The 23513-nt window shown below is 72.0% G+C and carries 21 protein-coding genes and 1 tRNA gene; 13 read left to right on the plus strand and 9 right to left on the minus strand.

Going from position 1 to position 23513, the window contains the following annotated elements; translation table 11 throughout:
- Positions 1 to 51: 51 nt before the first annotated feature.
- From DC008_RS17715 to DC008_RS17735, 5 genes are all read right to left on the minus strand, one after another.
- Entirely contained in the window at positions 52 to 1527 is a 1476-nt protein-coding gene (locus DC008_RS17715) for a peptidoglycan D,D-transpeptidase FtsI family protein (protein WP_108707805.1), read from the minus strand.
- The gene (locus tag DC008_RS17720; protein WP_108707806.1) at positions 1524 to 2975 is read right to left on the minus strand and encodes an FtsW/RodA/SpoVE family cell cycle protein; all 1452 of its coding nucleotides are present in this window, start codon (positions 2973 to 2975) and stop codon (positions 1524 to 1526) included. Before DC008_RS17720 ends, DC008_RS17715 begins: the two co-directional genes overlap by 4 nt.
- A 27-nt stretch (positions 2976 to 3002) precedes the next feature.
- Positions 3003 to 4577: a Stp1/IreP family PP2C-type Ser/Thr phosphatase gene (locus tag DC008_RS17725; RefSeq protein WP_108710750.1), complete on the minus strand. Its 1575-nt coding sequence runs from the start codon at positions 4575 to 4577 to the stop codon at positions 3003 to 3005.
- A gap of 90 nt (positions 4578 to 4667) precedes the next feature.
- Entirely contained in the window at positions 4668 to 5180 is a 513-nt protein-coding gene (locus DC008_RS17730) for an FHA domain-containing protein FhaB/FipA (protein WP_055621084.1), read from the minus strand.
- A 10-nt stretch (positions 5181 to 5190) separates the two neighbouring features.
- A complete protein-coding gene (locus DC008_RS17735; RefSeq protein ID WP_055621085.1) occupies positions 5191 to 6054 on the minus strand; it encodes an FhaA domain-containing protein in 864 nt (287 codons plus the stop codon).
- A gap of 559 nt (positions 6055 to 6613) precedes the next feature.
- Between DC008_RS17735 and DC008_RS17740 the strand changes: the two genes are divergently transcribed.
- Positions 6614 to 6697, plus strand: a tRNA-Leu gene (locus DC008_RS17740).
- 139 nt (positions 6698 to 6836) lie between these two features.
- Here the strand turns inward: DC008_RS17740 and DC008_RS17745 are convergent.
- The gene (locus DC008_RS17745) at positions 6837 to 7487 is read right to left on the minus strand and encodes an FMN-dependent NADH-azoreductase (protein WP_108707807.1); all 651 of its coding nucleotides are present in this window, start codon (positions 7485 to 7487) and stop codon (positions 6837 to 6839) included.
- Positions 7488 to 7644: 157 nt separating this feature from the next.
- Here DC008_RS17745 and DC008_RS17750 point away from each other — a divergent pair, with 157 nt between their 5' ends.
- The 4 genes from DC008_RS17750 to DC008_RS17765 all read left to right on the plus strand — a co-directional run bounded on the left by DC008_RS17750 (position 7645) and on the right by DC008_RS17765 (position 10988).
- On the plus strand, positions 7645 to 8007 hold the full coding sequence (locus DC008_RS17750; protein ID WP_108707808.1) for a winged helix-turn-helix transcriptional regulator: 363 nt from the start codon (positions 7645 to 7647) through the stop codon (positions 8005 to 8007).
- A gap of 153 nt (positions 8008 to 8160) precedes the next feature.
- A complete protein-coding gene (locus tag DC008_RS17755) occupies positions 8161 to 9606 on the plus strand; it encodes a DUF2252 domain-containing protein (RefSeq protein WP_108710751.1) in 1446 nt (481 codons plus the stop codon).
- Between the two features lie 67 nt (positions 9607 to 9673).
- Positions 9674 to 10585 carry a J domain-containing protein gene (locus DC008_RS17760; RefSeq protein ID WP_108707809.1) on the plus strand — a complete coding sequence of 304 codons (912 nt, stop codon included), beginning with the start codon at positions 9674 to 9676 and terminating at the stop codon, positions 10583 to 10585.
- A 55-nt stretch (positions 10586 to 10640) separates the two neighbouring features.
- A complete protein-coding gene (locus tag DC008_RS17765; RefSeq protein ID WP_108707810.1) occupies positions 10641 to 10988 on the plus strand; it encodes a rhodanese-like domain-containing protein in 348 nt (115 codons plus the stop codon).
- A 37-nt stretch (positions 10989 to 11025) separates the two neighbouring features.
- Here DC008_RS17765 and DC008_RS17770 read toward each other — a convergent pair whose 3' ends face one another.
- Entirely contained in the window at positions 11026 to 12159 is a 1134-nt protein-coding gene (locus DC008_RS17770; RefSeq protein ID WP_108707811.1) for an acyl-CoA dehydrogenase family protein, read from the minus strand.
- 216 nt (positions 12160 to 12375) lie between these two features.
- On the opposite strand from DC008_RS17770, the gene DC008_RS17775 reads away from it, so the two are divergent.
- From DC008_RS17775 to DC008_RS17785, 3 genes are read left to right on the plus strand one after another with little or no spacing between them, the layout of a single operon-like run.
- Entirely contained in the window at positions 12376 to 13167 is a 792-nt protein-coding gene (locus DC008_RS17775) for a DUF5819 family protein (protein ID WP_108707812.1), read from the plus strand.
- Entirely contained in the window at positions 13164 to 14393 is a 1230-nt protein-coding gene (locus DC008_RS17780) for an HTTM domain-containing protein (protein WP_108707813.1), read from the plus strand. Before DC008_RS17775 ends, DC008_RS17780 begins: the two co-directional genes overlap by 4 nt.
- Positions 14390 to 15175: a TrmH family RNA methyltransferase gene (locus DC008_RS17785; protein ID WP_108707814.1), complete on the plus strand. Its 786-nt coding sequence runs from the start codon at positions 14390 to 14392 to the stop codon at positions 15173 to 15175. Before DC008_RS17780 ends, DC008_RS17785 begins: the two co-directional genes overlap by 4 nt.
- Here the strand turns inward: DC008_RS17785 and paaN are convergent.
- Positions 15160 to 16866, minus strand: a complete 1707-nt coding sequence (gene paaN / locus DC008_RS17790) for a phenylacetic acid degradation protein PaaN (protein WP_108707815.1) — start codon at positions 16864 to 16866, stop codon at positions 15160 to 15162. The genes DC008_RS17785 and paaN overlap by 16 nt on opposite strands.
- A gap of 160 nt (positions 16867 to 17026) precedes the next feature.
- Between paaN and DC008_RS17795 the strand changes: the two genes are divergently transcribed.
- Together DC008_RS17795 and DC008_RS17800 are read left to right on the plus strand one after the other, a co-directional pair.
- Complete coding sequence (locus DC008_RS17795; RefSeq protein WP_108707816.1) at positions 17027 to 18547, plus strand: 3-hydroxyacyl-CoA dehydrogenase; 1521 nt, start codon at positions 17027 to 17029, stop codon at positions 18545 to 18547.
- Between the two features lie 19 nt (positions 18548 to 18566).
- Positions 18567 to 19157, plus strand: coding sequence for a TetR/AcrR family transcriptional regulator (locus tag DC008_RS17800; RefSeq protein WP_055621096.1), 591 nt, complete (start codon positions 18567 to 18569; stop codon positions 19155 to 19157).
- 27 nt (positions 19158 to 19184) lie between these two features.
- Here the strand turns inward: DC008_RS17800 and DC008_RS17805 are convergent, their stop codons facing one another.
- On the minus strand, positions 19185 to 19685 hold the full coding sequence (locus DC008_RS17805; RefSeq protein WP_370592082.1) for an Lrp/AsnC family transcriptional regulator: 501 nt from the start codon (positions 19683 to 19685) through the stop codon (positions 19185 to 19187).
- A 175-nt stretch (positions 19686 to 19860) separates the two neighbouring features.
- Between DC008_RS17805 and pdhA the strand changes: the two genes are divergently transcribed.
- The 3 genes from pdhA to DC008_RS17820 are packed head-to-tail and all read left to right on the plus strand — an operon-like array spanning position 19861 to position 23446.
- The gene (gene pdhA, locus DC008_RS17810) at positions 19861 to 21006 is read left to right on the plus strand and encodes a pyruvate dehydrogenase (acetyl-transferring) E1 component subunit alpha (protein ID WP_108707817.1); all 1146 of its coding nucleotides are present in this window, start codon (positions 19861 to 19863) and stop codon (positions 21004 to 21006) included.
- Positions 21003 to 22007 (plus strand): alpha-ketoacid dehydrogenase subunit beta, encoded by a 1005-nt coding sequence (locus DC008_RS17815; protein WP_108707818.1) that lies wholly within the window; start codon positions 21003 to 21005, stop codon positions 22005 to 22007. Before pdhA ends, DC008_RS17815 begins: the two co-directional genes overlap by 4 nt.
- Positions 22007 to 23446 carry a dihydrolipoamide acetyltransferase family protein gene (locus DC008_RS17820; protein WP_108707819.1) on the plus strand — a complete coding sequence of 480 codons (1440 nt, stop codon included), beginning with the start codon at positions 22007 to 22009 and terminating at the stop codon, positions 23444 to 23446. The genes DC008_RS17815 and DC008_RS17820 overlap by 1 nt, the downstream gene beginning before the upstream one ends.
- The last annotated feature ends 67 nt before the right edge of the window (positions 23447 to 23513 follow it).

Genomic DNA, 23513 nt, shown 5'->3' on the forward strand with positions numbered 1-23513 from the left:
TACAGGACCGGTATCGCAACGTGCACCGATGTGAAGGGGGCGTGAGCGGGGTCACTTCTTGCTGTTGATGACCGCCTCCATGACGCTCTTCGCGATGGGCGCCGCCAGACCGCCGCCGGAGATGTCGTCACGGACGGCGTTCTCGTCCTCGACCACCACGGCCACGGCCACGGGCGCGCTGTCGTCGACCTTGGCGTAGGAGATGAACCACGCGTAGGGGTTCTCGCTGTTGTCCACGCCGTGCTGCGCGGTACCGGTCTTGCCGCCGACGGTCGCGTTCGGGATCCGCGCCTTGGTGCCGGTGCCCTTCTCGACGACGGTCTCCATCATCGACTGCAGGATCTGGGCGTTCTCCGCCGACAGCGGCTTGCCCAGCTCCTCCGGGTCGGTCTTCTCGATGGCGTCCAGGTTGTGCGTCTGGAGCTCGTCGACCATGTACGGCTTCATGAGCGTGCCGCCGTTGGCGACCGCGGAGGCCACCATGGCCATCTGCAGCGGCGTCGTGGCGGTGTTGAACTGGCCGATGGAGGACAGCGCGGTCTGCGACGGGTTCATGTCGTCGGAGAAGACGGAGGCGGTGGCGCGGACCGGGGTGAACTGCTCCTCGGTGAAGCCGAACGCCTTCGCGGTCTCCAGCATCTTCTCGTTGCCGAGGTCCGCCCCGACCTTGCCGAAGACGGTGTTGCAGGAGTACTGCAGGGCGACCCGCAGCGTCGCGTTCTTGCAGGGGATGTTGCCCTCGTTGGGCAGCTTGGTGTTCGTCCCCGTCATGGTCCACGGGTCGGGGGAGTCCGTCTTCTCGTCCGCGTCCGTGTAGAGGCCGTGCTCCAGCGCGGCGGCCGCGGTGACGACCTTGAAGGTCGAGCCGGGCGGGTAGACCTCGCGCAGCGCCCGGTTGAGCATGGGGTCGGCCGGGTTGTTCTTCTTCTGCAGGCCCGTCCACGCCTTGGTGTCGGTCGTCGTGGAGTTGCCCGCGAAGGACGACGGGTCGTACGACGGGAAGGACGCCAGCGCCAGGATCTTGCCGGTGGACGGCTCGATGGCCGCGACGGCGCCCTTGCCGCCCTGCTTCTTCAGACCGTCGTAGGCGGCCTTCTGCGCGGCGGCGTTGAGCGTGGTGACGACGTTGCCGCCCTTGTTCTCCTTACCCGTGATCATGTCGAGGGTGTTGCGGAAGAACAGGCGGTCGTCGTTGCCGGTGAGGATGCCGTCCTCGATGGACTCCAGCTGCGTGGCGCCGAAGGCCTGCGACGCGTACCCGGTGACCGGCGCCCACATGGGGCCGTCGGTGTAGGTCCGCTTGTACTTGAAGTCGCTGCCCGTCGTCTCCTTGTAGCCGGTGATGGCCTTGCCGTCGACGATGATGTTGCCGCGGGGCGTGCTGTAGCGCTCGATGATGACGCGACGGTTGTTCTTGTCGGTCCTCAGCTCGTCGGCCTGGACGTACTGGATCCAGTTGTCCCGGATCAGCAGGGCCAGTACGAGGAGTCCGCAGAAGATCGCGATCCGGCGCAGGGGCTTGTTCATGACGGGCGGACCACCTGGGTCATCTCGGCGTCGGGGTTGGGCGCCGGGGCCGGCGCGGGGCGGCGGGCCGTATCGCTGATCCTCAGCAGGATGCCGATCAGGGCCCAGTTGGCGATCACTGAGGATCCGCCGTACGCCACGAAGGGCAGCGTCATACCGGTCAGCGGGATGAGGCCCATGACACCGCCGGCGACGACGAAGACCTGGAGGGCGAAGGCGCCGGACAGACCGACGGCCAGCAGCTTGCCGAAGGGGTCGCGGGCCGCGAGGGCCGTGCGCACACCGCGTTCGACGATCAGGCCGTAGATCAGCAGGATCGCCATGACGCCCGCCAGACCCAGCTCCTCGCCGAAGGTGGCGAGGATGAAGTCGGAGTTGGCGGCGAAGCCGATGAGGTCGGAGTTGCCCTGGCCGAGACCGGTGCCGAGGGTGCCGCCGGAGCCGAAAGCCCAGAGGGCCTGCATGGCCTGCTCGGAGTGGATGATGCCGTCCTGGACGCCGGCCCGGCTGAGCGCGAACTCGCGCGCCGGGTCGAGCCAGGCCTGCACACGCGTCTGGATGTGCGGCTCGAAGCTCGCCACGCCGACGGCGCCGACCGCGGACATCAGCAGACCGAAGACGATCCAGCTGGTCCGCTCGGTGGCGACGTACAGCATGATGACGAACATCCCGAAGAACAGCAGGGACGTACCGAGGTCGGTCTCGAAGACCAGGATGAGGATCGAGATCATCCATACGACGATGATCGGTCCGAGGTCACGGCCGCGGGGCAGGTACAGGCCCATGAAGCGGCGGCTGGCCAGCGCCAGGGCGTCTCTCTTGACCATGAGATAGCCGGCGAAGAACACCGCGAGGACGATCTTCGCGAACTCGCCCGGCTGGAGCGTGCCGAGGCCGGGGATCTTGATCCAGATCTTGGCGCCGAAGACGTCGGCGCCGAGCCCGGGCACCAGCGGCAGGAGCAGCAGGACCAGCGCGACCGCCATGGAGATGTAGGTGTAGCGCTGCAGGACGCGGTGGTCCTTGAGGAAGATCAGTACGGCCACCAGCAGGGCCATGCCCATGGCCGAGTACAGCAGCTGACGCGGTGCCGCCTCGACGAACGTGTTGCCCGCCTGCAGCCGCTTCGACTGGTCCAGGCGCCAGATGATGACCAGCCCGAGCCCGTTCAGCAGGGTCGCGAGCGGCAGCAGCAGCGGGTCCGCGTACGGCGCGAACTTGCGCACGCCCAGATGGCCTATGCCTGCCAGCAGGCCCAGGCCGATGCCGTAGGCGAGCAGGCCGGCCGGCACTTCGTCGTTGATCGCCAGACCCACGTTGGCGTAGGCGAACACCGGGATCACGACCGCGAAGACCAGCAACCCGAGTTCGGTGTTGCGGCGGCTCGGCGCTCCGATGGCGCCGATCGTGGACGTGTGGTGCGTCGGCGAGTTCGTAGTACTGCTCATCGTGTGACGGGGCCTCTCACGGCTTGCCTACTGCGTACCGCAGTTCGAGACGACCTTCTGCTCTTCCTCCGAGAGGGTCGGGCCGGGGTTTGGCGTCGCAGTCGGTGTCGGGGAGGTGGACGAGGGAGGTGAAGTGGACGGGTTGGGCGACGGCGTCGATGTCGCCTTGGACGTGAGGGAGGTACGGGTGGTTCCCGTGGTGCCTCCGGCCTCGCCCTCGCCCGTCTTCGCGTTCTTCTCGCTCTCGGCGGCCTGGCGTTCGGCCCGCTTCTTGCACGCGGACGCCTGCAGCGCCAGTTCGTCGATCTTCGTCTGCGCGTCCTTCAGACCGCCTTCGGCGATGGTCGCCTCCACCAGCTTCTGCTGGTAGGGCGGCAGGTACTTGAGTTCAATCTCGGGGTGGTCCTTCTCGACCTTCGAGAGCGACACCCATGCCAGGTCCTGGCTGATCCCGCGGTACAGCGCGACATGCTCGTCGTTGGTGCCGACGTAGTACTGCGTCTGCGTCCAGCGGTAGCCGCCGTAGAGGCCGCCGCCGATGACGGCGAGCGCGAGGACCGAATAGAGGGATCTCTTCAGCCACTTGCGGCCTTTGCCGGGCTTGACGAAGTCGTCGTCGGTGTAGGCGCCGAAGCCGCCCGTCGGCACATAGCCGGTGGTGTCGCCGGAGCCGGGCGGGCCGAACTCGCCGCCCCCGCCCTGGCCGGGCACCTGGCGGCCGAGCCCGGAGGCGCGGCCCGCGGGGGTCTGCATGATGCCGTTGTCGTGCAGGTGGTGCGGCTGGTTCTCGGCGACCGCGCCGACCACGACCGGGGTGTCGGAGAGCTGCCCTGCGAGGGTGTCCCCGGTGTCCAGGTCGAGGACGTCCGCGACGATCACCGTGATGTTGTCGGGGCCGCCGCCGCGCAGGGCGAGCTGGATCAGCTCCTGGACCGTCTCCTGGGGGCCCTGGTAGCTGGCGAGGGTGTCCTCCAGGGTCTGGTGGGACACGACGCCGGACAGGCCGTCGGAGCAGATCAGGTAGCGGTCGCCGGCGCGGACCTCGCGGATCGACAGATCCGGGTCCACGTGGTCGCCGCTGCCCAGGGCGCGCATCAGCAGCGAGCGCTGGGGGTGGGTGGTGGCCTCTTCCTCGGTGATCCGGCCCTCGTCGACCAGCCGCTGCACCCAGGTGTGGTCCTGCGTGATCTGGGTGAGGACGCCGTCGCGCAGCAGGTACGCGCGCGAGTCGCCGACGTGGACGAGGCCGAGGCGCTGCCCGGTCCACAGCAGGGCGGTGAGCGTGGTGCCCATGCCCTCGAGCTGCGGGTCCTCCTCGACCATGGAGCGCAGCTGGTCGTTGGCGCGCTGCACGGCGGTGCCGAGCGAGGTGAGCAGGTCGGAGCCCGGGACGTCGTCGTCGAGCGCGACGATCGTGGAGATGGCCTCGGAGGAGGCGACCTCGCCGGCGGCCGCGCCGCCCATGCCGTCGGCGATGGCGAGCAGGCGGGGCCCGGCGTATCCGGAGTCCTCGTTGCCCTCCCGGATCATGCCTTTGTGCGATCCGGCGGCGAAGCGCAGTGACAGACTCATGCGCACCTCGCCCGTCGGCTCCGGGTACATCCGCACGGTGCCCACCCTCCGGTCGGGAGCGCGCCGGGGCCCGGGGTGGGGGCCACCGCTGCGTGCTCGCTCCGCTCGCTCATGTTCGTACTACTTCCGCAGCTCGATGACGGTCTTGCCGATGCGGATCGGCGCGCCCAGCGGAACAGGCGTGGGGGTCGTCAGCCGCGTTCGGTCGAGGTACGTGCCGTTGGTGGAGCCAAGGTCCTCGACGATCCACTGGCCGTCGCGGTCCGGGTAGATCCTGGCATGCCGGCTGGAGGCGTAGTCGTCGTCCAGCACGATCGTGCTGTCGTGCGCCCGGCCCAGGGTGATGGTCTGCCCCTGGAGGGCGACGGTGGTGCCGGTGAGCGTGCCCTCGGACACGACCAGCTTGGTCGGGGCGTTACGGCGCTGGCGGCCGCCGCCCTGCTGGCCGCGTTGCTGCGGCGGCGCCGTCTGCCGGGCGGCCTGCTGCTGCCGTCCGGCCTCTCGCCTGGCCCCGCGCTGGGTGACACGCGTACCGAACAGGTCGCTGCGGATGACCTGCACGGCCACGATCACGAACAGCCACAGTACGGCCAGGAAACCCAGCCGCATGACCGTGAGGGTCAGCTCTGACATTGCCCCCGCTTCACCCTTCGGCTTGCCGGTAAATGATGGTGGTGCTGCCCACGACGATCCGCGAGCCGTCGCGGAGCGTAGCGCGGGTGGTGTGCTGCCCGTCCACCACGATGCCGTTGGTGGACCCGAGATCCTGGATCGTCGAGGGCGTTCCGGTCCGGATCTCGCAGTGCCGGCGGGAGACGCCGGGGTCGTCGATCCGCACGTCGGCGTCGGTGCTGCGACCCAGCACGAGCGTGGCGCGGGAGATCTGGTGGCGGGTGCCGTTGATCTCGATCCAGTAGCGGGTGCGTCCGCCGGGCGCCGGTGCGGCGGGCGGCCGGGGGCCGCCGGCGGGCTGCGGGTATCCGTAGCCGCCGGGACGTCCGCCGGGGGGCGGCGCGGCAGGCATCGGCGGGGCGCCCGTGGGCGCGGCGGCCGGCGGGTAGCCGTAGCCGCCCGGGGCGCCGGGGCGTCCGGCCGGGGCGGGCCGCTGGGGGCCGCCGGCCTGCTGGTCGGTGGAACCGGCGAGGGTGCGGCTGCGCACCCGGTACAGACCGGTGTCGAGGTCGTCGGCCTTCTCGAGGTGGACCTTGATCGGTCCCATGAAGGTGTAGCGCTGCTGCTTGGCGTAGTCGCGGACCATGCCCGCGAGCTCGTCGCCGAGCTGGCCCGAGTAGGGGCTCAGCCGCTCGTAGTCCGGCGCGCTCAGCTCCACGATGAAGTCGTTGGGGACGACCGTCCGGTCGCGGTTCCAGATCGTGGCGTTGTTGTCGCACTCACGCTGGAGCGCTCCGGCGATCTCCACCGGCTGCACCTCGGACTTGAACACCTTGGCGAAGGTGCCGTTGACCAGACCTTCGAGACGCTGCTCGAACTTCTTCAGGACTCCCATGGGGCACCTCCTCCGTCGTTGCCTGCGTCCTGCATCCCGCGGGGCGGGCACTGCCTTACCTGGTACTGCTTACTGATCGTATCCACGCGCCGGTCGATCGGCTGGTTCCCCCTGTCGGCCCGGTCGACGGGTGTCGACGCCCTCGAAGTTCCCCTCGGAGCTCCCCTTCGAACTCCTTGTGGACGCTGTCCTGCCATGGATCGTAGAGGGGGCCGTAGACCAGTGTCCCGCACCTGACCGTGGACCCCGGCCCGGTCATGGGGAGAAGCCGGGTACCGGTACGAGGTTGATACGTGAACAAGTTCTCCCCGATACGGAGCGGACGTGGCTGTGGCCTGGTGAGGTGTGATGCGGGGCGTCGCCGGCGTCGGGGCCGCGGGGGCACCGCGCGGGGGTCACGACGCGACTGCGCTGGTCGGCGCGCGCATGTCGTCCGTACGCCGGTCGCACGGCGGCTGCCTGGGGATAAGGGATGTGAATCCACCCTGGCGAGCGTGCTAATGTTCTGGGTGTCGGAAGGCGCCGGACCGCACGGAAAGGTCCTGAGGACACACCCAATGCGCGGGTGGCGGAATAGGCAGACGCGCTGGATTCAGGTTCCAGTGCCCGCAAGGGCGTGGGGGTTCAACTCCCCCCTCGCGCACAGACGAAGAGGCGGCACCGTTCACACGGTGCCGCCTCTTCTGTTGTGTTCGCCACGTCGCCCCCGCGAGGGGCGGGCGGAGGGCCGCCTCTGACGGCCCGTCCTGTGATGAAGCTCTCAGGTCAGAGGCCTGTGGAAGTCAGGCCACGAGGCGCTGCGCGAGCGTCTTGGCCGTCGTGGCGGCCTCGTCGAGGGCGCGCTCGTGCGAGGCCTCGAACAGGGGGACCAGGTCGGCCATCTTCGGGTCGGCCGGGGCCATGGTGAGCTCCGGGACGATGAACGTGAGGTCGGCGCCGAAGAAGTCCGTGAAGATCGCCGACAGGTAGTTCTGCACGTACTCGTATCCCTCGCGCGGGGTGCCCGGTCCGTACGCGCCGCCGCGGCTGGCGACGACGGTGACCGGGGTGCCCTTCAGCGACGCGTCCTCGCCGACGGTGCGGCCGACCAGGATCACGTTGTCCAGCCACGCCTTGAGCGTCGACGGGATCGTCAGGTTGTACATCGGCGCGCCGACCAGGACGGCGTCGGCGGACTCCAGCTCCTCGATCAGCTTCACGCGCTCCGCGAAGGCGGCGGCCTGCTCGGGGGAGTGCGTGGCCGGGTCCGCGAAGCCGGCGGTGTGGGCGGCTGCCGAGATGTGCGGCGCCGGGTGGGCGGCGAGGTCGCGGTGGATGACCGTGCCGCCGGGGTGCTGCTCCTCCCAGGTCCGCCGGAAGGCGTCGGTGACGGTGCGGGACGAGGAGGTTCCGGCCGGGAAGACCGAGGAGTCGATGTGCAGCAGGGTGGCCATGACGTCTCCAAGAAGAGGATCAAAAGGGCATATAGGGGTGAGCTGCCGCCGTGAGGGTGAAGCTTTCCTCAGGGGCTGTAACTTCGTACTCAACTATGGATAGCACAGTCGCTTACTTTTTTTCATCCCCCCACGGGAAGGCCAGTACCCTTGAGGTATGGCGGGTGAGGAGAGTCACGACGTAGCGAGCTGCAAGCAGGTGGACGACGGCATCACCCGCGTCTTCCAGCTGCTCGGCAAGCGCTGGACCGGTCCGATCGTGTCCGTGCTGACGACGGGCCCCGCCTACTTCGTCTCCCTGCGCCGGGCCATCCCCGGGATCAGCGAGCGGATGCTGTCCGACCGGCTCACGGAGCTGACCGCGGCGGGGCTCGTGGTGCGTGAGGTGTACGAGGGGCCGCCGTTGCGCGTGGTGTACCGCCTGACGGAGGCCGGTGCCGCGCTGGAGCCCGCGCTCAAGGAGCTGGGCGGGTGGGCGATGAAGCATCTGCCGGAGAGGGATCGGCCGGAGGGCTGCTGAGGCGCCCTTCTCCGGGTGGTACCCGGGTTCGTTTTCCACAGGTCCGGAGTTGTCCACAGGCACTGACGCGTTTCGGCCACCGGCTGTACGGTCGGCACGAGTTGATGTTCGTGCGGGATGTGCACAGCGCTGGATGTGGGGGAGGCGGTCGTCATGACCGAGGTCGTTGCGGAGCGCTCGGCGGGCGTGGCGGAGTCGGGTCCGGGCTCTGTGCGTCGTTCGCTGCCGCGGGTGCGCGGGTTCGCCGACCGGGACGCCGGTGGGGCGCCGAAGGCCGAGGGGAAGGCGCTGCGCGAGCGGCTCAAGCGCGGTGACCACGCCCGCTTCGACGTGGACGGTGCCCGCCCGGACGCCGTGACGGCCGTCGAGGAGTCCAACGCCGGCCGCATCCCCGGGCTGACGCCGATACGGGTGGGCCGGATGGCGGCGACGCCGTTCGCCTTCCTGCGCGGTTCGGCCGGGCTCATGGCGTACGACCTGGCCCGCAGCCCCGTGACCGGGATCCGCGCGCAGATCTGCGGGGACGCGCACGCGGCGAACTTCGGGCTGTACGGCGACGCGCGCGGCGGCCTGGTCATCGACCTGAACGACTTCGACGAGACCCTGATCGGCCCCTGGGAGTGGGACCTGAAGCGGCTCGCCACCTCGCTGGTGCTCGCGGGCCGGGAGGCCGGCGCGGACGAAGACGTGTGCCGGCTGGCGGCGCTGGACGCGGCCGGCGCCTACCGGCGCACCATGCGGCTGCTGGCCCGGCTCCCCGCCCTGGACGCGTGGAACGCCATCGCGGACGAGCGGCTCGTCTCCCACACCGACGCCCACGACCTGCTCGGCACCCTGGAGCGGGTCGCGGAGAAGGCGCGGGCCAACACCAGCGGCCGTTTCGCGGCGAAGTCGACCGAGCGGACCGAGGACGGCGGGCGCCGGTTCGTGGACGCGCCGCCGGTGCTGCGCCGGGTCGGCGACGAGGAGGCGGCGGCGGTCGTCGCGTCCCTGGAGAGCTACGTGGACACGCTCCCCGAGGACCGGCATCCGCTGCTGGCGCGGCACGCGGTGCACGACGTGGCGTTCCGGGTCGTCGGCACGGGCAGCGTGGGCACACGGTCCTATGTCGTCCTGCTCCTGGACCACCGGGGCGAGCCGCTGGTCCTCCAGGTGAAGGAGGCGCGGCCGTCGGCTCTGGTCCCGCATCTGGCGACGGCCGGGTTCGAGGTGCCGGAGCCGGAGCACGAGGGGCGGCGCGTGGTGCTCGGGCAGAAGCGGATGCAGGTGGTCAGCGACGTCCTGCTGGGGTGGACGACGGTGGAGGGGCGGCCCTTCCAGGTGCGCCAGTTCCGCAACCGCAAGGGCAGCGTGGACCCGGCGGCGCTGGCCGCCGACCAGATCGACGACTACGCCCGGATGACCGGCGCCCTTCTGGCCCGGGCCCACGCGCACAGCGCCGACCCGCGTCTGATCGCCGGTTACTGCGGCAAGAACGAGGAGCTGGACGAGGCGATAGCCGCGTTCTCCGTCGCCTACGCCGACCGGACCGAGGCGGATCACGCCGACCTGGTGGCGGCCGTGCGGTCGGGGCGGATCGCGGCGGAGCTGGGGGTGTGAGGGTGCGGGAGCCGGGCGGAGCGGCGGTGTTCGAACAGCCGGCGGCCGGGTGGCCTACGCTGGGCGGGTGACTACGCCGGAAGCTGAGCAGTCCCAGGCCGAGACCGCCGACGCGGCGGCGCCCGGCGACGCCGAGGTGCCCGCGGGAGCGGCCGCGCAGGCGGACGGGGCACGGCCCGAGGAGCGGCTGGAGAAGGCCGTACGGGCCGCCGAGCAGGCGTTGATCGAGTACGAGATCGCGGTGGAGACCTTCCGCGTCGAGGTCGACAACTTCTCCCGGCTGCACCACCAGAAGCTCGGCCCGATGTACGCCCGGCTCGACGAGCTGGACGCCCGGATCGCCGAGGCCGTCGCCGCGCGCACCGGCGACCCCGAGGACATCCGCAAGGCCGACGAGGCGCGGGCCCGGGTGATGCCGATGCCCGGCGTCGAGGAGCTGTTCCACGGCTGGATGGACGACTCGGGGCTGTTCCCGGAGGCCGTGGCGATGCTCACGGACCAGCCGGTGCGTCCGCCGCAGCGGGTGCGTCCCAGCGACGAGGCCCGCAAGCTCTACCGCGAGCTGGCCCGCAAGGCGCATCCGGACCTGGCCCAGGAGGCCGACGAGAGGGCCCGGCGCGAGGAGTTCATCACCCGCGTCAACGCCGCCTACGCCCGGGGCGACGAGGCACTGCTGCGGGAGCTGGCCGAGGAGTGGGCCGCCGGGCCGGGTCCCGAGGAGCAGGGGCCGAGCGCGGCGGAGGAGCTGTACGCCCGTCTGGAGTGGCTCGCCCAGCGCAAGGAGATGCTCACCCTGGTCGCCAGGGAGCTGGAGGAGAGCGCGATCGGGGCGATGCTCCGGCTGGCTCCCGACGACCCCGACCGGCTGCTGGACGAGATCGCCGAGCAGCTGCTGACGCAGGTCGCCGAGCGGGAGAACGAGCTGGCGGGGCTGCTCGCGCAGGGGCACGGCAGCTCGGCGGACGGCACCGGCGTCTGAGCCCCCGGTGACGCGGGCGCCCCGGCGCGGGGCGCGGGTCGGGTAGCGTCGGAGTATGCATTTCGGATCTGGCGTACCGGCGGTCGAGGTCACGGACCTCAAGGACGACGACTTCCTGCTCGACGTCCGCGAGGACGACGAGTGGCAGGCGGGTCACGCCGAGGGTGCCCTGCACATTCCCATGAGCGAGTTCGTGGCGCGCTACGGCGAGCTGACCGAGGCCGCGCCGCAGGACGGGCGGGTGCATGTGATCTGCCGTTCCGGCGGGCGTTCGGCGCAGGTCACGATGTACCTCGCCCAGCAGGGCGTCGACGCGGCGAACGTCGAGGGCGGTATGCAGGTGTGGGCCGCCTCGGGGCGTCCCGTGGTGACCGACGAGGGGCAGCCGGGCTTCGTCCTCTGAGGCGTCGCGGCGGGCCAGCCGGCCGTCGAGGGCACGTTCACCCCAGGGGGTGGGCCGCGAGCAGGTCTCCGAGGGTGTCCTCGTGGGCTGCGGCCGGGCCGAGCGAGAGCTCCAGGTGCTTGGCCCAGGCGTGATAGCGGTGCAGGGAGTAGTCGACGTCGGCGCCGAAGCCGCCGTGCAGATGCTGTGCGGTCTGCACGACGCGGCGTACGCCGTCCGACGCCCAGATCTTGGCCACGGCGACGTCAGCGGCGGCGGGCAGGGCGCCCGGTGTCCCCGAGCCGATCCGCCAGGCGGCCTGCCACAGCGCGGCCTCCATGGCGCACAGGTCGATGTAGCGGTCGGCGCACTGCACCGCGACCGCCTGGAACGTGGCGATGGGATGCCCGAACTGTTCGCGCCTGGACGCGTAGGCGGAGGTCATGCTCAGGACCTGTTCGCCCAGGCCGAGGGCGAGCGCGCAGGTCCCGGTGGCCAGCAGATGCCGTAGCCACTCCCAGGCGCCCGGGGTGTCGATCACGTCCCGCGCGGGGATGCGCACGGCGTCCAGGCGCAGTTCCCCCAGCCGTTCGCCGCTGGTGGAGAACTGCTCGGCGAGCGAGAGCCCGGCAGCTTCGCGCGGCACCACGGCGAGGACCGTGCGGTCGGCGGGGGTGCGGGCCGGGACGACGACGAGGTCGGCGTCGTAGGCCCAGGCGACCGTGGTCTGGGTGCCGTCCAGCAGCCAGTCGCGGCCGTCCTGCCGGGCGGTGACCGCGAGTTCGGCGGGGTCATGGCCGGTGCGGCCGTGCGCGGCGACCGTCAGCACGAGTTCCCCGCGTCCGGCCCGGGGCAGCACGCGGTCCTTCAGCTCCCCGGTGCCGTACGCCTGGACGGCGGCCGCGGCGGCGACGCTCTCCAGCAGCGGCACCCGGGCCAGCACCTTCGCGGACTCGCGCAGGACGAGGCAGAGCGCGATCGGGTCGAGGCCCGCCCCGCCGTACTCCTCCGCGAGCAGCAGGCTCAGCAGGTCGGCCTCGGCCAGCCGGTCCCACAGCGCGCGGTCGAAGCCGTCGGCGACGGCGCCCGGGGTGAGGGCGGGCGAGGGCACCGCGTCGGGCGCGACCCCGGCGAACACCCCGTGGGCCGCCTCGGCCGCCGCCTGCTGCTCCTCGGTGAAGGTGAAGTCCACGGTCCCTGCCCTTCCACACGTTCCGGTCCAGGTCCACAGTGATCTGACGGAGCGTCAAGATAGAACAGGTTCTAGAAGAAGGGAATGCCCCCGCCCGGACCCCCGTATGGTGTGGGCAACGGCGGCCCGGCAGGGGGTGTGCCCGGCGGGCAAGCCTGAGTACCGTTCCCGTGCGACGCCTGGGAAAGACGGACCGGAATCGGGAAACGGGGCAGGATGGACGCGCACGAGGCTCGCTCGGCCGTGCGGCACGGGCCCGGTGAGGAGCCGCATGACGCTCCGGCCGCCGACGTGCCCCCGCCCGCCCCGCGAACGGAAACGGAGCCGGAAACGGAGCCGGGAGCCGATCCGGTAGTGGCCCGGGGCGGGGTGGCGGCCCTCTCGCTGCGGTACCAGATCGCCGCGGCCCTCGCTCTCGCCGTCGTCGCCATCACCGTCTGCGTCCACATCGCCATGGTCTTCCTGCATGTCGCGCCGTCGAACACGGTCACCAAGCAGCACGGGCAGGCGATAGACGACTGGATATATCCGGAGTTCGAGCAGAACTGGAAGCTGTTCGCGCCGAACCCGTTGCAGCAGAACATCGCCGTCCAGGCCCGCGCCCGCGTGGCGACCGCCGACGGCCGGATCCGCACCCCCCGCTGGTACGACCTGTCGGCCGAGGACGGCCGGGCCATCGACGGCAATCCGATCCCCAGCCACACCCAGCAGAACGCGCTGCGCCGGGCCTGGGACTTCTTCGTCGCCACGCACGACGCCGAGAACCGTCCGGTGGGTCTGCGCGGAGCCCTCTCCGAGTCCTATCTGCGGCGGACCGTGGAGCTGCGCCTTGAGCGTGCGGACGCGGCCGGTGACGGCGGTGTCGTGGAACGCGTCCAGGTGCGCTCCCGCACCACCAATGTGCGCCCCCCGAAGTGGAGCGACGAGCAGGTCTCCGACCGGCCCACCTACCGGGTCCTGCCCTGGTGGCGGGTCCCGGAGGCCCGTGCGGAGGAGGGTGCCCGGTGAACCGCGTCGCGCTCTGCGTCTCCGCCGCCATCGCCCGGGTGACCGAGTCCGCGCTCGGCCCGTACCAGACGGCCGTCATCCGGATCGGGTTCACGGCGACCTGGCTGCTGTTCCTGCTGCGGGAGCTCCCGCACCGGCGGGAGCTGTACGGGCCCGACGGGCCGTGGGACTTCGACCTCGCCCAGCAGCTGGTCGGGACGAACGGGGCCTTCACCGCCCTGATGTGGTCCGGCAGCCGGATCTGGTTCGAGACCGTCTACGCCTTCGCCGTGCTGGCGTCGGTGCTGCTGCTGCTCGGCTGGCGCACCCGCACGATGTCCGTGCTGTTCATGGTCGGGGTGCTCTCGCTGCAGAACCGCTCGGTGTTCGTGGGCGACGGCGGCGACAACGTGCTGCATCTGATGTGTGTCTACCTGGTCTTCACCCGCTGCGGCCAGGTCTGGTCGCTGGACCGGCGCCGCGCGCGCCGCGCCGAGGCGGCCCGCGCGCGGGGGGAGCGGGTCGGTGCCGACCGGGTGGGCCCGGCGCTGTGGGCGGTGCTCGGCCTGGTGCTGGGCGCGGTCACCGCCGTCGGCCGGCTCGACGGGGACCCGACGATCCCGGTGATCCTGTGGACGGTGTGGCTCGGCACGGCGGTGTGGTGGGTGGTGGACCGCCGGGCGCGCACCGACCAGCCCCGCATCCTGCTCGACGTCGTCGGCAACATCGCGCACAACGGCGCCCTGTTCGTGATCATGGCGGAGGCCTGCCTGATCTACGCGACCGCCGGCTGGTACAAGATCCAGGGCTCGCGCTGGCAGGACGGCACGGCCGTCTACTACCCGCTGCACCTCGAGTACTTCTCGCCGTGGGCGGATCTCGCCGAGCTGCTGTCCGCGAGCGGCACGATGGTCCTGCTCATCACCTACGGCACGGTTCTCGTGCAGGTGGCGTTCCCGTTCACGCTCTTCCACCGGAGGGTGAAGAACGTCCTGCTCGCGGCGATGATCACCGAGCACGCCGTGATCGCGGTCGTGCTCGGGCTGCCGTTCTTCTCGCTGGCGATGATCGCGGCGGACGCGGTGTTCCTGCCGACGCCGTTCCTGCGCCGGCTCGGCGGACGGGCGGCCCGCGCGCGGGCCCGGCTGGCGGGTGCTGTCCGGCGGCGGGGCGACGGCCGGCGGGCGGTGCCGGAACAGCGGGCCCCGGAGGACCCCGAGCCCACGCACGTAGGCTTCACGGCATGACCGACCCCGCCACGGGTGCCGACGCCTCGCGCCTCTGGCACCGTCTCTCCGGCACGTCCGTCCTGCTGGACGGCTTCCACGCCCTCAAGCACGCCGTCCGCTTCGGCGCCGAGGTCCCGGTGGCGGTGGCCGTCGACCGCAAGGCCGCGCTCGCCCTCGCCGAGGAACTGGCCCCGGACGTGCGGGACGTCCTGGACACGCTCCTCACCGAGGTCACGCAGGCGGAGTACGCCGCGCTCGTGCCGCGTCCGCATCCCACCGCGGTGGCCGCCCTCGCCGTACGCCCGTCCCGAGAGGCCAATCTGGCGCGGCTGGCGCGGGCCGGGCGCACCGCCCCCGTCGTGGTCCTCGACGATCCGCGTCACCTCGGCAACGCGGGGGCGGTGATCCGGCTGGCCGCGGGGTTCGGCGCGACCGGGGTGGTCACCACCGGCACCCTGGACCCCTGGCATCCGACGGTCGTGCGTGGCGGGGCGGGCCTGCACTTCGCGACGGCCGTGGAGCGGCTGGACGTGGCGGAGCTGCCGCCGGGCCCGCTGTTCGCGCTGGACCCCGAGGGCGACGACATCCGGGGCGTCGAGCTCCCGGACGACGCCGTCCTCGCCTTCGGGTCCGAGCGCAGCGGGCTGTCGGCCGGACTACGCGCGCGGGCCGACCGCCTGGTGGCGCTGCCGATGCGCCCCCAGGTCTCCAGCTACAACCTGGCCACCAGCGTGGCCATGACGCTGTACCACTGGAGTCTGACCGGGGGCGCGGCCGCCCCGGGTCAGGACAGGCCCTGAGCCTCGCGGCGCACCTCGACCACACGGAAGCGGTTGGCGACGAACGCGCCGTCGCACAGCGCCGCGTTGGCCGCGGGGTTGCCGCCCGAGCCGTGGAAGTCGGAGAACGCCGCCGTCTGGTTGACGTACACGCCGCCCGTGAGGTTCAGCGACAGCTGGGCCGCCTCGTCGAAGCAGACCTCCTGCACGGCCTCCTCGACCTCGTCGTCGGTGGTGTACGCGCCGACGGTCATCGCGCCCTTCTCGCGCACCGTGCGCCGCAGCAGCTCCACCGCGTCGGCCGACGAGTCGACGGCGACGGCGAACGACACCGGACCGAAGCACTCGCTCATGTAGGCGGCCTCGTCGTCGGGCTTGGCGCCGTCCAGCTTCACGATGACCGGGGTGCGCACCACCGCGCCCGGGAACTCCGGGTGGGTGATCTCCCGTGAGGCGAGGGCGACTTCGCCGAGACCGGGGGCGGCCTCCAGCCGGGCCTTCACGTCCGGGTTGACCAGGGCGCCGAGGAGCGCGTTGGCGCGGGCGTCGTCACCGAGGAGGCCGTCGACCGCGCGCGCGAGGTCGGCGACGACCTCGTCGTAGGTCTTGGGGCCCTGGTCGGTGCGGATGCCGTCGCGCGGGATGAGCAGGTTCTGCGGGGTGGTGCACATCTGGCCGCTGTAGAGGGACAGCGAGAACGCCAGGTTGGACAGCATCCCCTTGTAGTCGTCGGTGGAGTCCACGACGACCGTGTTGACGCCGGCCTTCTCCGTGTAGACCTGCGCCTGGCGGGCGTTGGCCTCCAGCCAGTCGCCGAACTCGGTGGAGCCGGTGTAGTCGATGATCCGGATCTCGGGGCGGGTCGCCAGGGTCTTGGCGATGCCCTCGCCGGGGCGCTCGGCGGCCAGCGCGACCAGGTTCGGGTCGAAGCCGGCCTCGGTGAGGACCTGCCGCGCGACCTGGACGGTGAGCGCGAGCGGCAGCACCGCGCGCGGGTGCGGCTTGACCAGGACGGCGTTGCCGGTGGCGAGGGAGGCGAACAGGCCCGGGTAGCCGTTCCACGTCGGGAAGGTGTTGCAGCCGATGAGCAGGGCGATGCCGCGCGGGACGGGCGTGAACCGCTTGTTCAGCGCCAGCGGGTCGCGCTTGCCCTGGGGCTTGGTCCACTCGGCGCTGTCGGGGGTGCGGACCTGCTCGACGTACGCGTAGGCCACCGCCTCCAGGCCGCGGTCCTGCGCGTGGGGGCCGCCCGCCTGGAGCGCCATCATGAACGCCTGGCCGGAGGTGTGCATGACCGCGTGCGCGAACTCGTGCGTCCGGTCGCTGATCCGCTTGAGGATCTCCAGACAGACCACCGCGCGGGTCTCGGCGCCCGCGTCCCGCCACTGCCGCATGCCGGAGCGCATGGCCGGCAGCAGCTCGTCGAGGTCCGCGTGCGGGTACTCCACGCCCAGCTCGACGCCGTACGGGGAGGTCTCGCCGCCGACCCAGCCGTCCGTGCCGGGCTGGCCGAGGTCGAGGCGGCTGCCGAGGAGGGCGTCGAAGGCGGCCTTGCCCGCCGCCGCGTCCAGGCTGCCGTTCTCCCCGTAGGCCTTGGGGTGCTCCGGGTGCGGGGACCAGTAGGCGCGGGTACGGATCGCCTCCAGGGCCTGGTCGAGAGTGGGCCGGTGCTTGGCGATCAGCTCGTGGGCGGTGAGTTCGGCGGTGGCCATGCGGGACCAACTCCTCGTTTCCTGAGCTCTTCGTCGAGCTCATGACCTGGGCAGAAACATGGGCAGGAACAGGCGGTCAGAGTTAGAGTAACCGAACGATCGGTCGGTTCAAGGGGGTCCGCCGCATCTGTGGAAAACCCCGTGCGGGAGGATCGCGCCCATGACAGCACTCGACCTCAGCAGCCCCGTGGCCGTCGTCGGCACCGGCACCATGGGCCAGGGCATCGCCCAGGTCGCACTGGTGGCGGGGCATCCCGTACGGCTGTACGACGCCGCTCCGGGGAGGGCCCGGGCCGCCGCCGACGCCATCGTCGCGCGCCTGGACCGGCTCGTCGAGAAGGAGCGGCTGAGCGGCGCCGACCGCGACGCGGCGCGGGACCGGCTGCTGCCCGCCGAGTCGCTCTCCGACCTCGCCGACTGCGCGTTGGTCGTCGAGGCCGTGCTGGAGCGCCTGGACGTCAAGCAGGAGCTGTTCCGCGAGCTGGAGGGCATCGTCGGCGAGGACTGCCTGCTCGCCACCAACACCTCCTCCCTGTCGGTGACGGCCATCGGCGGCGCGCTCGCCAACCCGGGCCGGTTCGTCGGCCTGCACTTCTTCAACCCCGCCCCGCTGCTGCCGCTGGTCGAGGTCGTCTCCGGGTTCGCCACCGACGTCACGTCGGCCACGCGCGCGTACGAGACGGCCCGCGCGTGGGGCAAGACGCCGGTCGCCTGCGCCGACACCCCCGGCTTCATCGTCAACCGCATCGCCCGGCCCTTCTACGCCGAGGCGTTCGCCGTGTACGAGGCGCAGGGCGCCGACCCGGCCACCATCGACGCCGTGCTGCGCGAGTGCGGCGGCTTCAAGATGGGCGCGTTCGAGCTGACCGACCTGATCGGGCAGGACGTCAACGAGTCCGTGACGCACTCCGTGTGGGAGTCCTTCTTCCAGGACGTGCGCTTCACGCCCTCGCTCGCCCAGCGGCGCCTGGTCGAGTCCGGCCGGCTGGGCCGCAAGACCGGGCACGGCTGGTACGACTACGCCGACGGGACCGCCGAGCGGCCCGAGCCGCACACCGCGGAGCCCGGCCGCACCCCCGCCCACGTCGTCGCCGAGGGCGACCTCGGCCCGGCCTCCGAGCTGCTGGCGCTGATCCGCGAGGCCGGCATCCCGGTGCGCGAGGAGGAAGAGGACCACGGCACCCGGCTGGTGCTGCCGAGCGGCGGCCAGCTCGCGCTCGCCGACGGGCAGACCTCGGTGGAGTTCCGCGACGTCGTCTACTTCGACCTCGCCCTCGACTACCGCCGGGCCACCCGGATCGCCCTGTCCGCCTCCCAGGACACCTCGCCGACGACCCTCGCGGAGGCCGTCGGGCTCTTCCAGGCGCTCGGCAAGGACGTCAGCGTCATCGGCGACGTCCCCGGCATGATCGTCGCCCGGACCGTGGCACGGATCGTCGATCTGGCGCACGACGCCGTCGCCAAGGGCGTCGCCACCGAGGAGGACATCGACACCGCGATGCGCCTGGGCGTCAACTACCCGCTCGGCCCCTTCGAGTGGAGCCGCCGGCTGGGACGCAACTGGGCCTACGCCCTCCTCGACGACCTGCACCTGCGCGATCCGTCGGGCCGCTACGCCCCGTCCCTCGCGCTGTACCGCCACGCCTACGCCTCCGACAAGCGCCAGGGCGGCTCCTCATGACCCGGGAGGGCAGCACCCCATGACCACTGCCAAGCGCGACACGTACACGCCGGAGACGCTGCTCTCGGTCGCCGTCCAGGTCTTCAACGAGCGGGGCTACGACGGCACCTCCATGGAGCACCTGTCCAAGGCGGCCGGCATCTCCAAGTCGTCGATCTACCACCATGTGACCGGCAAGGAGGAGCTGCTGCAGCGTGCCGTCAGCCGCGCCCTGGACGGTCTGTTCGGGATCCTCGACGAGGAGCACGCGCGCACGGGCCACGCCGCCGACCGGCTGGAGTACGTCGTACGGCGCATGGTCGAGGTGCTGATAACCGAGCTGCCCTACGTCACGCTGCTGCTGCGCGTGCGGGGCAACACCGACACCGAGCGGTGGGCACTGGAGCGGCGCCGCGACTTCGACCACCGGGTCGCCGAGCTGCTGAAGGCGGCCGCGGCGGACGGCGAGGTGCGCGCCGACGTCGAGGTGCGCCTGGCCACCCGGCTCGTCTTCGGCATGATCAACTCGATCGTCGAGTGGTACCGGCCGGACGGGCGCGGGATGAATCAGCGCGAGGTCGCCGAGACGGTGGTCCGCCTGGTCTTCGACGGACTGCGCAAGGCCGGCTGACCGGCGGCGGGGGCGTACGCGCGCGGGTCAGCCCTGGGGCTCCAGGTCCTCCTCCTCGAAGACGAGCAGGGTGCGGGTGCTGAGCACCTCCGGGATCGCCTGGAGCCGGGTGAGGACGAGCTCGCGCAGGGCCCTGTTGTCGGGGGTGTGCACCAGGAGCAGTACGTCGAAGTCGCCGCCCACCAGGGCGATGTGGGAGGCGCCGGGCAGTCGGCGCAGCTGTTCGCGGACCGTGCGCCAGGAGTTCTGGACGATCTTCAGGGTGATGTAGGCCGAGGTGCCGTGGCCCGCCCTTTCGTGGTCGACGCGGGCGCCGAAACCGCGGATGACGCCGTCCTCGACGAGGCGGTTGATCCGGGCGTAGGCGTTGGCCCGGGAGACGTGCACCCGCTCGGCGACCGACCGGATCGAGGCACGGCCGTCCGCCTGGAGCATCTGGAGGATGTCCTGATCTATGGCGTCCAGCGGACGGGCCGGCGGCCGGACCGGGCCGTCCCCCTCGCCTTCGGCCATTTGTTCAGACTCCATGGCCCCCCACCCTCCTCACGTGGACGTCCTGCGTTCATTGGAGGATGTGGAGAACCGTTTGTCCACAGCCTGGGGGTGCCTGTAGCCAAAATGTGCCGGCGACCGAACAATCGGTAGGTGAGGCGCGTCACGGACGCCGCGCCTCCTGTAGCCACTCCCACGAGGAGGTGCCGTCATGACGGTCATGGAGCAGCGAGGCGCGTACCGGCCATCGCCGCCGCCCGCCTGGCAGCCCCGCACGGACCCCGCGCCCCTGCTGCCCGACGCGGAGCCGTACCGCGTTCTCGGCACCGAGGCCGCCGCGAAGGCCGACCCGGATCTGCTGCGCCGGCTGTACGCCGAGCTGGTGCGCGGCCGCCGGTACAACGCGCAGGCGACCGCGCTCACCAAGCAGGGCCGTCTCGCGGTCTACCCGTCCAGCACCGGCCAGGAGGCCTGCGAGGTCGCCGCCGCGCTGGCCCTCGAGGAGCGCGACTGGCTCTTCCCGAGCTACCGCGACACCCTCGCGGCCGTCGCCCGCGGCGTGGACCCCGTCGAGGCGCTGACGCTGCTCCGCGGCGACTGGCACACCGGCTACGACCCCTACGAGCACCGCGTGGCCCCGCTGTCCACGCCGCTCGCCACCCAGCTCCCGCACGCCGTCGGGCTCGCGCACGCCGCCCGCATCAAGGGCGACGACGTGGTCGCGCTCGCCATGGTCGGCGACGGCGGCACCAGCGAGGGCGACTTCCACGAGGCGCTGAACTTCGCGGCCGTCTGGCAGGCCCCGGTCGTCTTCCTCGTGCAGAACAACGGCTTCGCGATCTCCGTCCCGCTCGCCAAGCAGACCGCGGCCCCGTCGCTGGCCCACAAGGCCGTCGGCTACGGGATGCCCGGCCGCCTGGTCGACGGCAACGACGCGGCCGCCGTGCACGAGGTGCTCGGCGAGGCCGTGCGGCGCGCCCGCGAGGGCGGCGGACCCACGCTGATCGAGGCGGTCACCTACCGCATCGACGCGCACACCAACGCCGACGACGCCACCCGCTACCGCGGCGACGCCGAGGTGGAGGCCTGGCGCGACCACGACCCGATCGCGCTCCTGGACCGCGAGCTGACCGCGCGCGGACTGCTCGACGAGGCCGGCCGGGAGGCCGCCAGGGACGCCGCCGAGGCCATGGCCGCCGACCTGCGCGAGCGCATGAACCAGGACGCGGTGCTCGACCCGGCCGACCTGTTCGCCCACGTCTACGCCGAGCCCACGCCGCAACTGCGCGAGCAGCATGCCCAGTTGCGGGCCGAACTCGACGCCGAGCACGACACCCACGGGGGTGCGCACCGATGACCACCGTCGCCGTCAAGCCGGCCACCATGGCACAGGCCCTCACGCGCGCGATGCGCGACGCCATGGCCGCCGACCCGTCCGTGCACGTCATGGGCGAGGACGTCGGCACCCTCGGCGGCGTCTTCCGCGTCACCGACGGACTCGCCGAGGAGTTCGGCGAGGACCGCTGCACCGACACCCCGCTGGCCGAGGCGGGCATCCTCGGCACCGCGGTCGGCATGGCCATGTACGGCCTGCGCCCGGTCGTGGAGATGCAGTTCGACGCGTTCGCCTACCCGGCGTTCGAGCAACTCGTCTCGCACGTGGCGAAGATGCGCAACCGCACCCGCGGCAGGATGCCGCTCCCGATCACCATCCGCGTGCCCTACGGCGGCGGCATCGGCGGCGTCGAGCACCACAGCGACTCCTCCGAGGTGTACTACATGGCGACTCCGGGGCTCCATGTCGTCACGCCCGCGACCGTCGCCGACGCCTACGGCCTGCTGCGCGCCTCGATCGCCTCCGACGACCCGGTCGTCTTCCTGGAGCCCAAGCGGCTCTACTGGTCGAAGGCCGACTGGAACCCGGAGGAGCCGCAGTCCGTCGAACCGATCGGCCGCGCGGTGGTGCGGCGCTCCGGCCGGAGTGCCACGCTCATCACCTACGGACCGTCCGTGCCCGTCTGTCTCGAGGCCGCCGAGGCGGCGCGCGAGGAGGGCTGGGACCTGGAGGTCGTCGATCTGCGCTCACTGGTGCCGTTCGACGACGAGACGGTCGCCGCCTCGGTGCGGCGGACCGGACGCGCGGTCGTCGTGCACGAGTCGGGCGGGTTCGGCGGCCCGGGCGGGGAGATCGCGGCCCGGGTCACGGAGCGCTGCTTCCACCATCTGGAGGCACCGGTGCTGCGGGTGGCCGGGTTCGACATCCCCTACCCGCCGCCGATGCTGGAGCGGCACCATCTGCCCGGCGTGGACCGCATCCTGGACGCCGTCGGGCGTCTGCAGTGGGAGGCCGAGAGCTGATGGCACAGGTGCTGGAGTTCAAGCTCCCCGACCTCGGTGAGGGGCTCACCGAGGCGGAGATCGTGCGCTGGCTGGTCCAGGTCGGCGACGTCGTCGCGATCGACCAGCCGGTCGTCGAGGTCGAGACGGCCAAGGCGATGGTCGAGGTGCCCTGCCCCTACGGCGGTGTCGTCACCGCCCGCTTCGGCGAGGAGGGCACCGAACTGCCCGTCGGCGCACCGCTGCTGACGGTCGCCGTCGGCGCGCCGTCCCCCGATTCCTCCGGCGAGGACTCCGAGGGCTCCGGCAACGTCCTGGTGGGCTACGGCACCTCCGAGGCGCCCGCACGCCGCCGCCGCGTACGCCCGGCCGCGCCGAACGCCGGCACGAACGGCGCCGCGAGCGGCGGCACGAACACCGGCCCGAGCGCCGCACCGAACGGTGCCCCGCGCGCGGGCGCCCCGCACGCCGAACGCGTGGCACGGCCCGTCGGGACCGCCGCCGGCCACGGCACCGAGGCACCGCCCGCCGGTGAGCCGGTCCGCGAGGACGGCCCGGTGCCCGTGATCTCCCCGCTCGTGCGCCGTCTCGCCCGGGAGAACGGCCTGGACCTGCGGGAGCTGCACGGCTCCGGACCGGACGGGCTCATCCTGCGCGCCGACGTCGAGTACGCCCTGCGGGCCGCCGAGACCCGCCGCACCGCACAGCCGACGGCCCCCGCTCCGGCGCCCGCGCCCGCGCAGGGCCCCATCCGCTCCTCCGCGCCCGCCGCCGGTATCCGTGTGCCCCTCAAGGGTGTGCGCGGCGCCGTCGCCGACAAGCTCTCCCGCAGCCGGCGCGAGATCCCGGACGCGACCTGCTGGGTGGACGCCGACGCCACGGAGCTGATGCGGGCGCGCACCGCGATGAACGCCGCGGGCGGGCCGAAGATCTCCCTGCTCGCCCTGCTGGCCCGGATCTGCACGGCCGCCCTCGCCCGGTTCCCCGAGCTGAACTCCACGGTCGACATGGAGGCCAGGGAGGTCGTCCAGCTGGAGCAGGTGCACCTCGGCTTCGCCGCGCAGACCGAGCGGGGCCTCGTCGTCCCGGTCGTCCGGGACGCCCACGCGCGGGACGCGGAGTCGCTGACCGCCGAGTTCGCCCGGCTCACCGAGGCGGCCCGCGCCGGCAGCCTCACCCCGGCCGAACTGACCGGCGGCACCTTCACGCTGAACAACTACGGCGTGTTCGGCGTCGACGGCTCCACCCCGATCATCAACCACCCGGAAGCCGCGATGCTCGGCGTCGGCCGCATCATCCCCAAGCCCTGGGTGCACGAGGGGGAGCTGGCGGTCCGCCAGGTCGTCGAGCTCGCGCTCACCTTCGACCACCGGGTCTGCGACGGCGGCACGGCCGGCGGCTTCCTGCGCTATGTGGCGGACTGCGTCGAGAACCCGGCGGTGCTGCTGCGCACCCTGTGACGCACCCGTCTCGACGGGCGGCCCCCCGTGCGTTCCCTGTGATCGCGGAGGCACGCATACTCGGGGG

This window comes from Streptomyces nigra (assembly GCF_003074055.1).
In the GTDB taxonomy this organism is placed as follows: Bacteria; Actinomycetota; Actinomycetes; order Streptomycetales; family Streptomycetaceae; genus Streptomyces; species Streptomyces nigra.

What these genes read in the sequence shown, in the direction of transcription:
- DC008_RS17715 (WP_108707805.1), bottom strand. Translation starts at nt 1,527, where the DNA reads ATGAACAAGCCCCTGCGCCGGATCGCGATCTTCTGCGGACTCCTCGTA.
- DC008_RS17720 (WP_108707806.1), bottom strand. Translation starts at nt 2,975, where the DNA reads ATGAGCAGTACTACGAACTCGCCGACGCACCACACGTCCACGATCGGC.
- DC008_RS17725 (WP_108710750.1), bottom strand. Translation starts at nt 4,577, where the DNA reads ATGTACCCGGAGCCGACGGGCGAGGTGCGCATGAGTCTGTCACTGCGC.
- DC008_RS17730 (WP_055621084.1), bottom strand. Translation starts at nt 5,180, where the DNA reads ATGTCAGAGCTGACCCTCACGGTCATGCGGCTGGGTTTCCTGGCCGTA.
- DC008_RS17735 (WP_055621085.1), bottom strand. Translation starts at nt 6,054, where the DNA reads ATGGGAGTCCTGAAGAAGTTCGAGCAGCGTCTCGAAGGTCTGGTCAAC.
- DC008_RS17745 (WP_108707807.1), bottom strand. Translation starts at nt 7,487, where the DNA reads ATGGCCACCCTGCTGCACATCGACTCCTCGGTCTTCCCGGCCGGAACC.
- DC008_RS17750 (WP_108707808.1), top strand. Translation starts at nt 7,645, where the DNA reads ATGGCGGGTGAGGAGAGTCACGACGTAGCGAGCTGCAAGCAGGTGGAC.
- DC008_RS17755 (WP_108710751.1), top strand. Translation starts at nt 8,161, where the DNA reads ATGACCGAGGTCGTTGCGGAGCGCTCGGCGGGCGTGGCGGAGTCGGGT.
- DC008_RS17765 (WP_108707810.1), top strand. Translation starts at nt 10,641, where the DNA reads ATGCATTTCGGATCTGGCGTACCGGCGGTCGAGGTCACGGACCTCAAG.
- DC008_RS17775 (WP_108707812.1), top strand. Translation starts at nt 12,376, where the DNA reads ATGGACGCGCACGAGGCTCGCTCGGCCGTGCGGCACGGGCCCGGTGAG.
- DC008_RS17785 (WP_108707814.1), top strand. Translation starts at nt 14,390, where the DNA reads ATGACCGACCCCGCCACGGGTGCCGACGCCTCGCGCCTCTGGCACCGT.
- paaN (WP_108707815.1), bottom strand. Translation starts at nt 16,866, where the DNA reads ATGGCCACCGCCGAACTCACCGCCCACGAGCTGATCGCCAAGCACCGG.
- DC008_RS17795 (WP_108707816.1), top strand. Translation starts at nt 17,027, where the DNA reads ATGACAGCACTCGACCTCAGCAGCCCCGTGGCCGTCGTCGGCACCGGC.
- DC008_RS17800 (WP_055621096.1), top strand. Translation starts at nt 18,567, where the DNA reads ATGACCACTGCCAAGCGCGACACGTACACGCCGGAGACGCTGCTCTCG.
- DC008_RS17805 (WP_370592082.1), bottom strand. Translation starts at nt 19,685, where the DNA reads ATGGAGTCTGAACAAATGGCCGAAGGCGAGGGGGACGGCCCGGTCCGG.
- pdhA (WP_108707817.1), top strand. Translation starts at nt 19,861, where the DNA reads ATGACGGTCATGGAGCAGCGAGGCGCGTACCGGCCATCGCCGCCGCCC.
- DC008_RS17815 (WP_108707818.1), top strand. Translation starts at nt 21,003, where the DNA reads ATGACCACCGTCGCCGTCAAGCCGGCCACCATGGCACAGGCCCTCACG.
- DC008_RS17820 (WP_108707819.1), top strand. Translation starts at nt 22,007, where the DNA reads ATGGCACAGGTGCTGGAGTTCAAGCTCCCCGACCTCGGTGAGGGGCTC.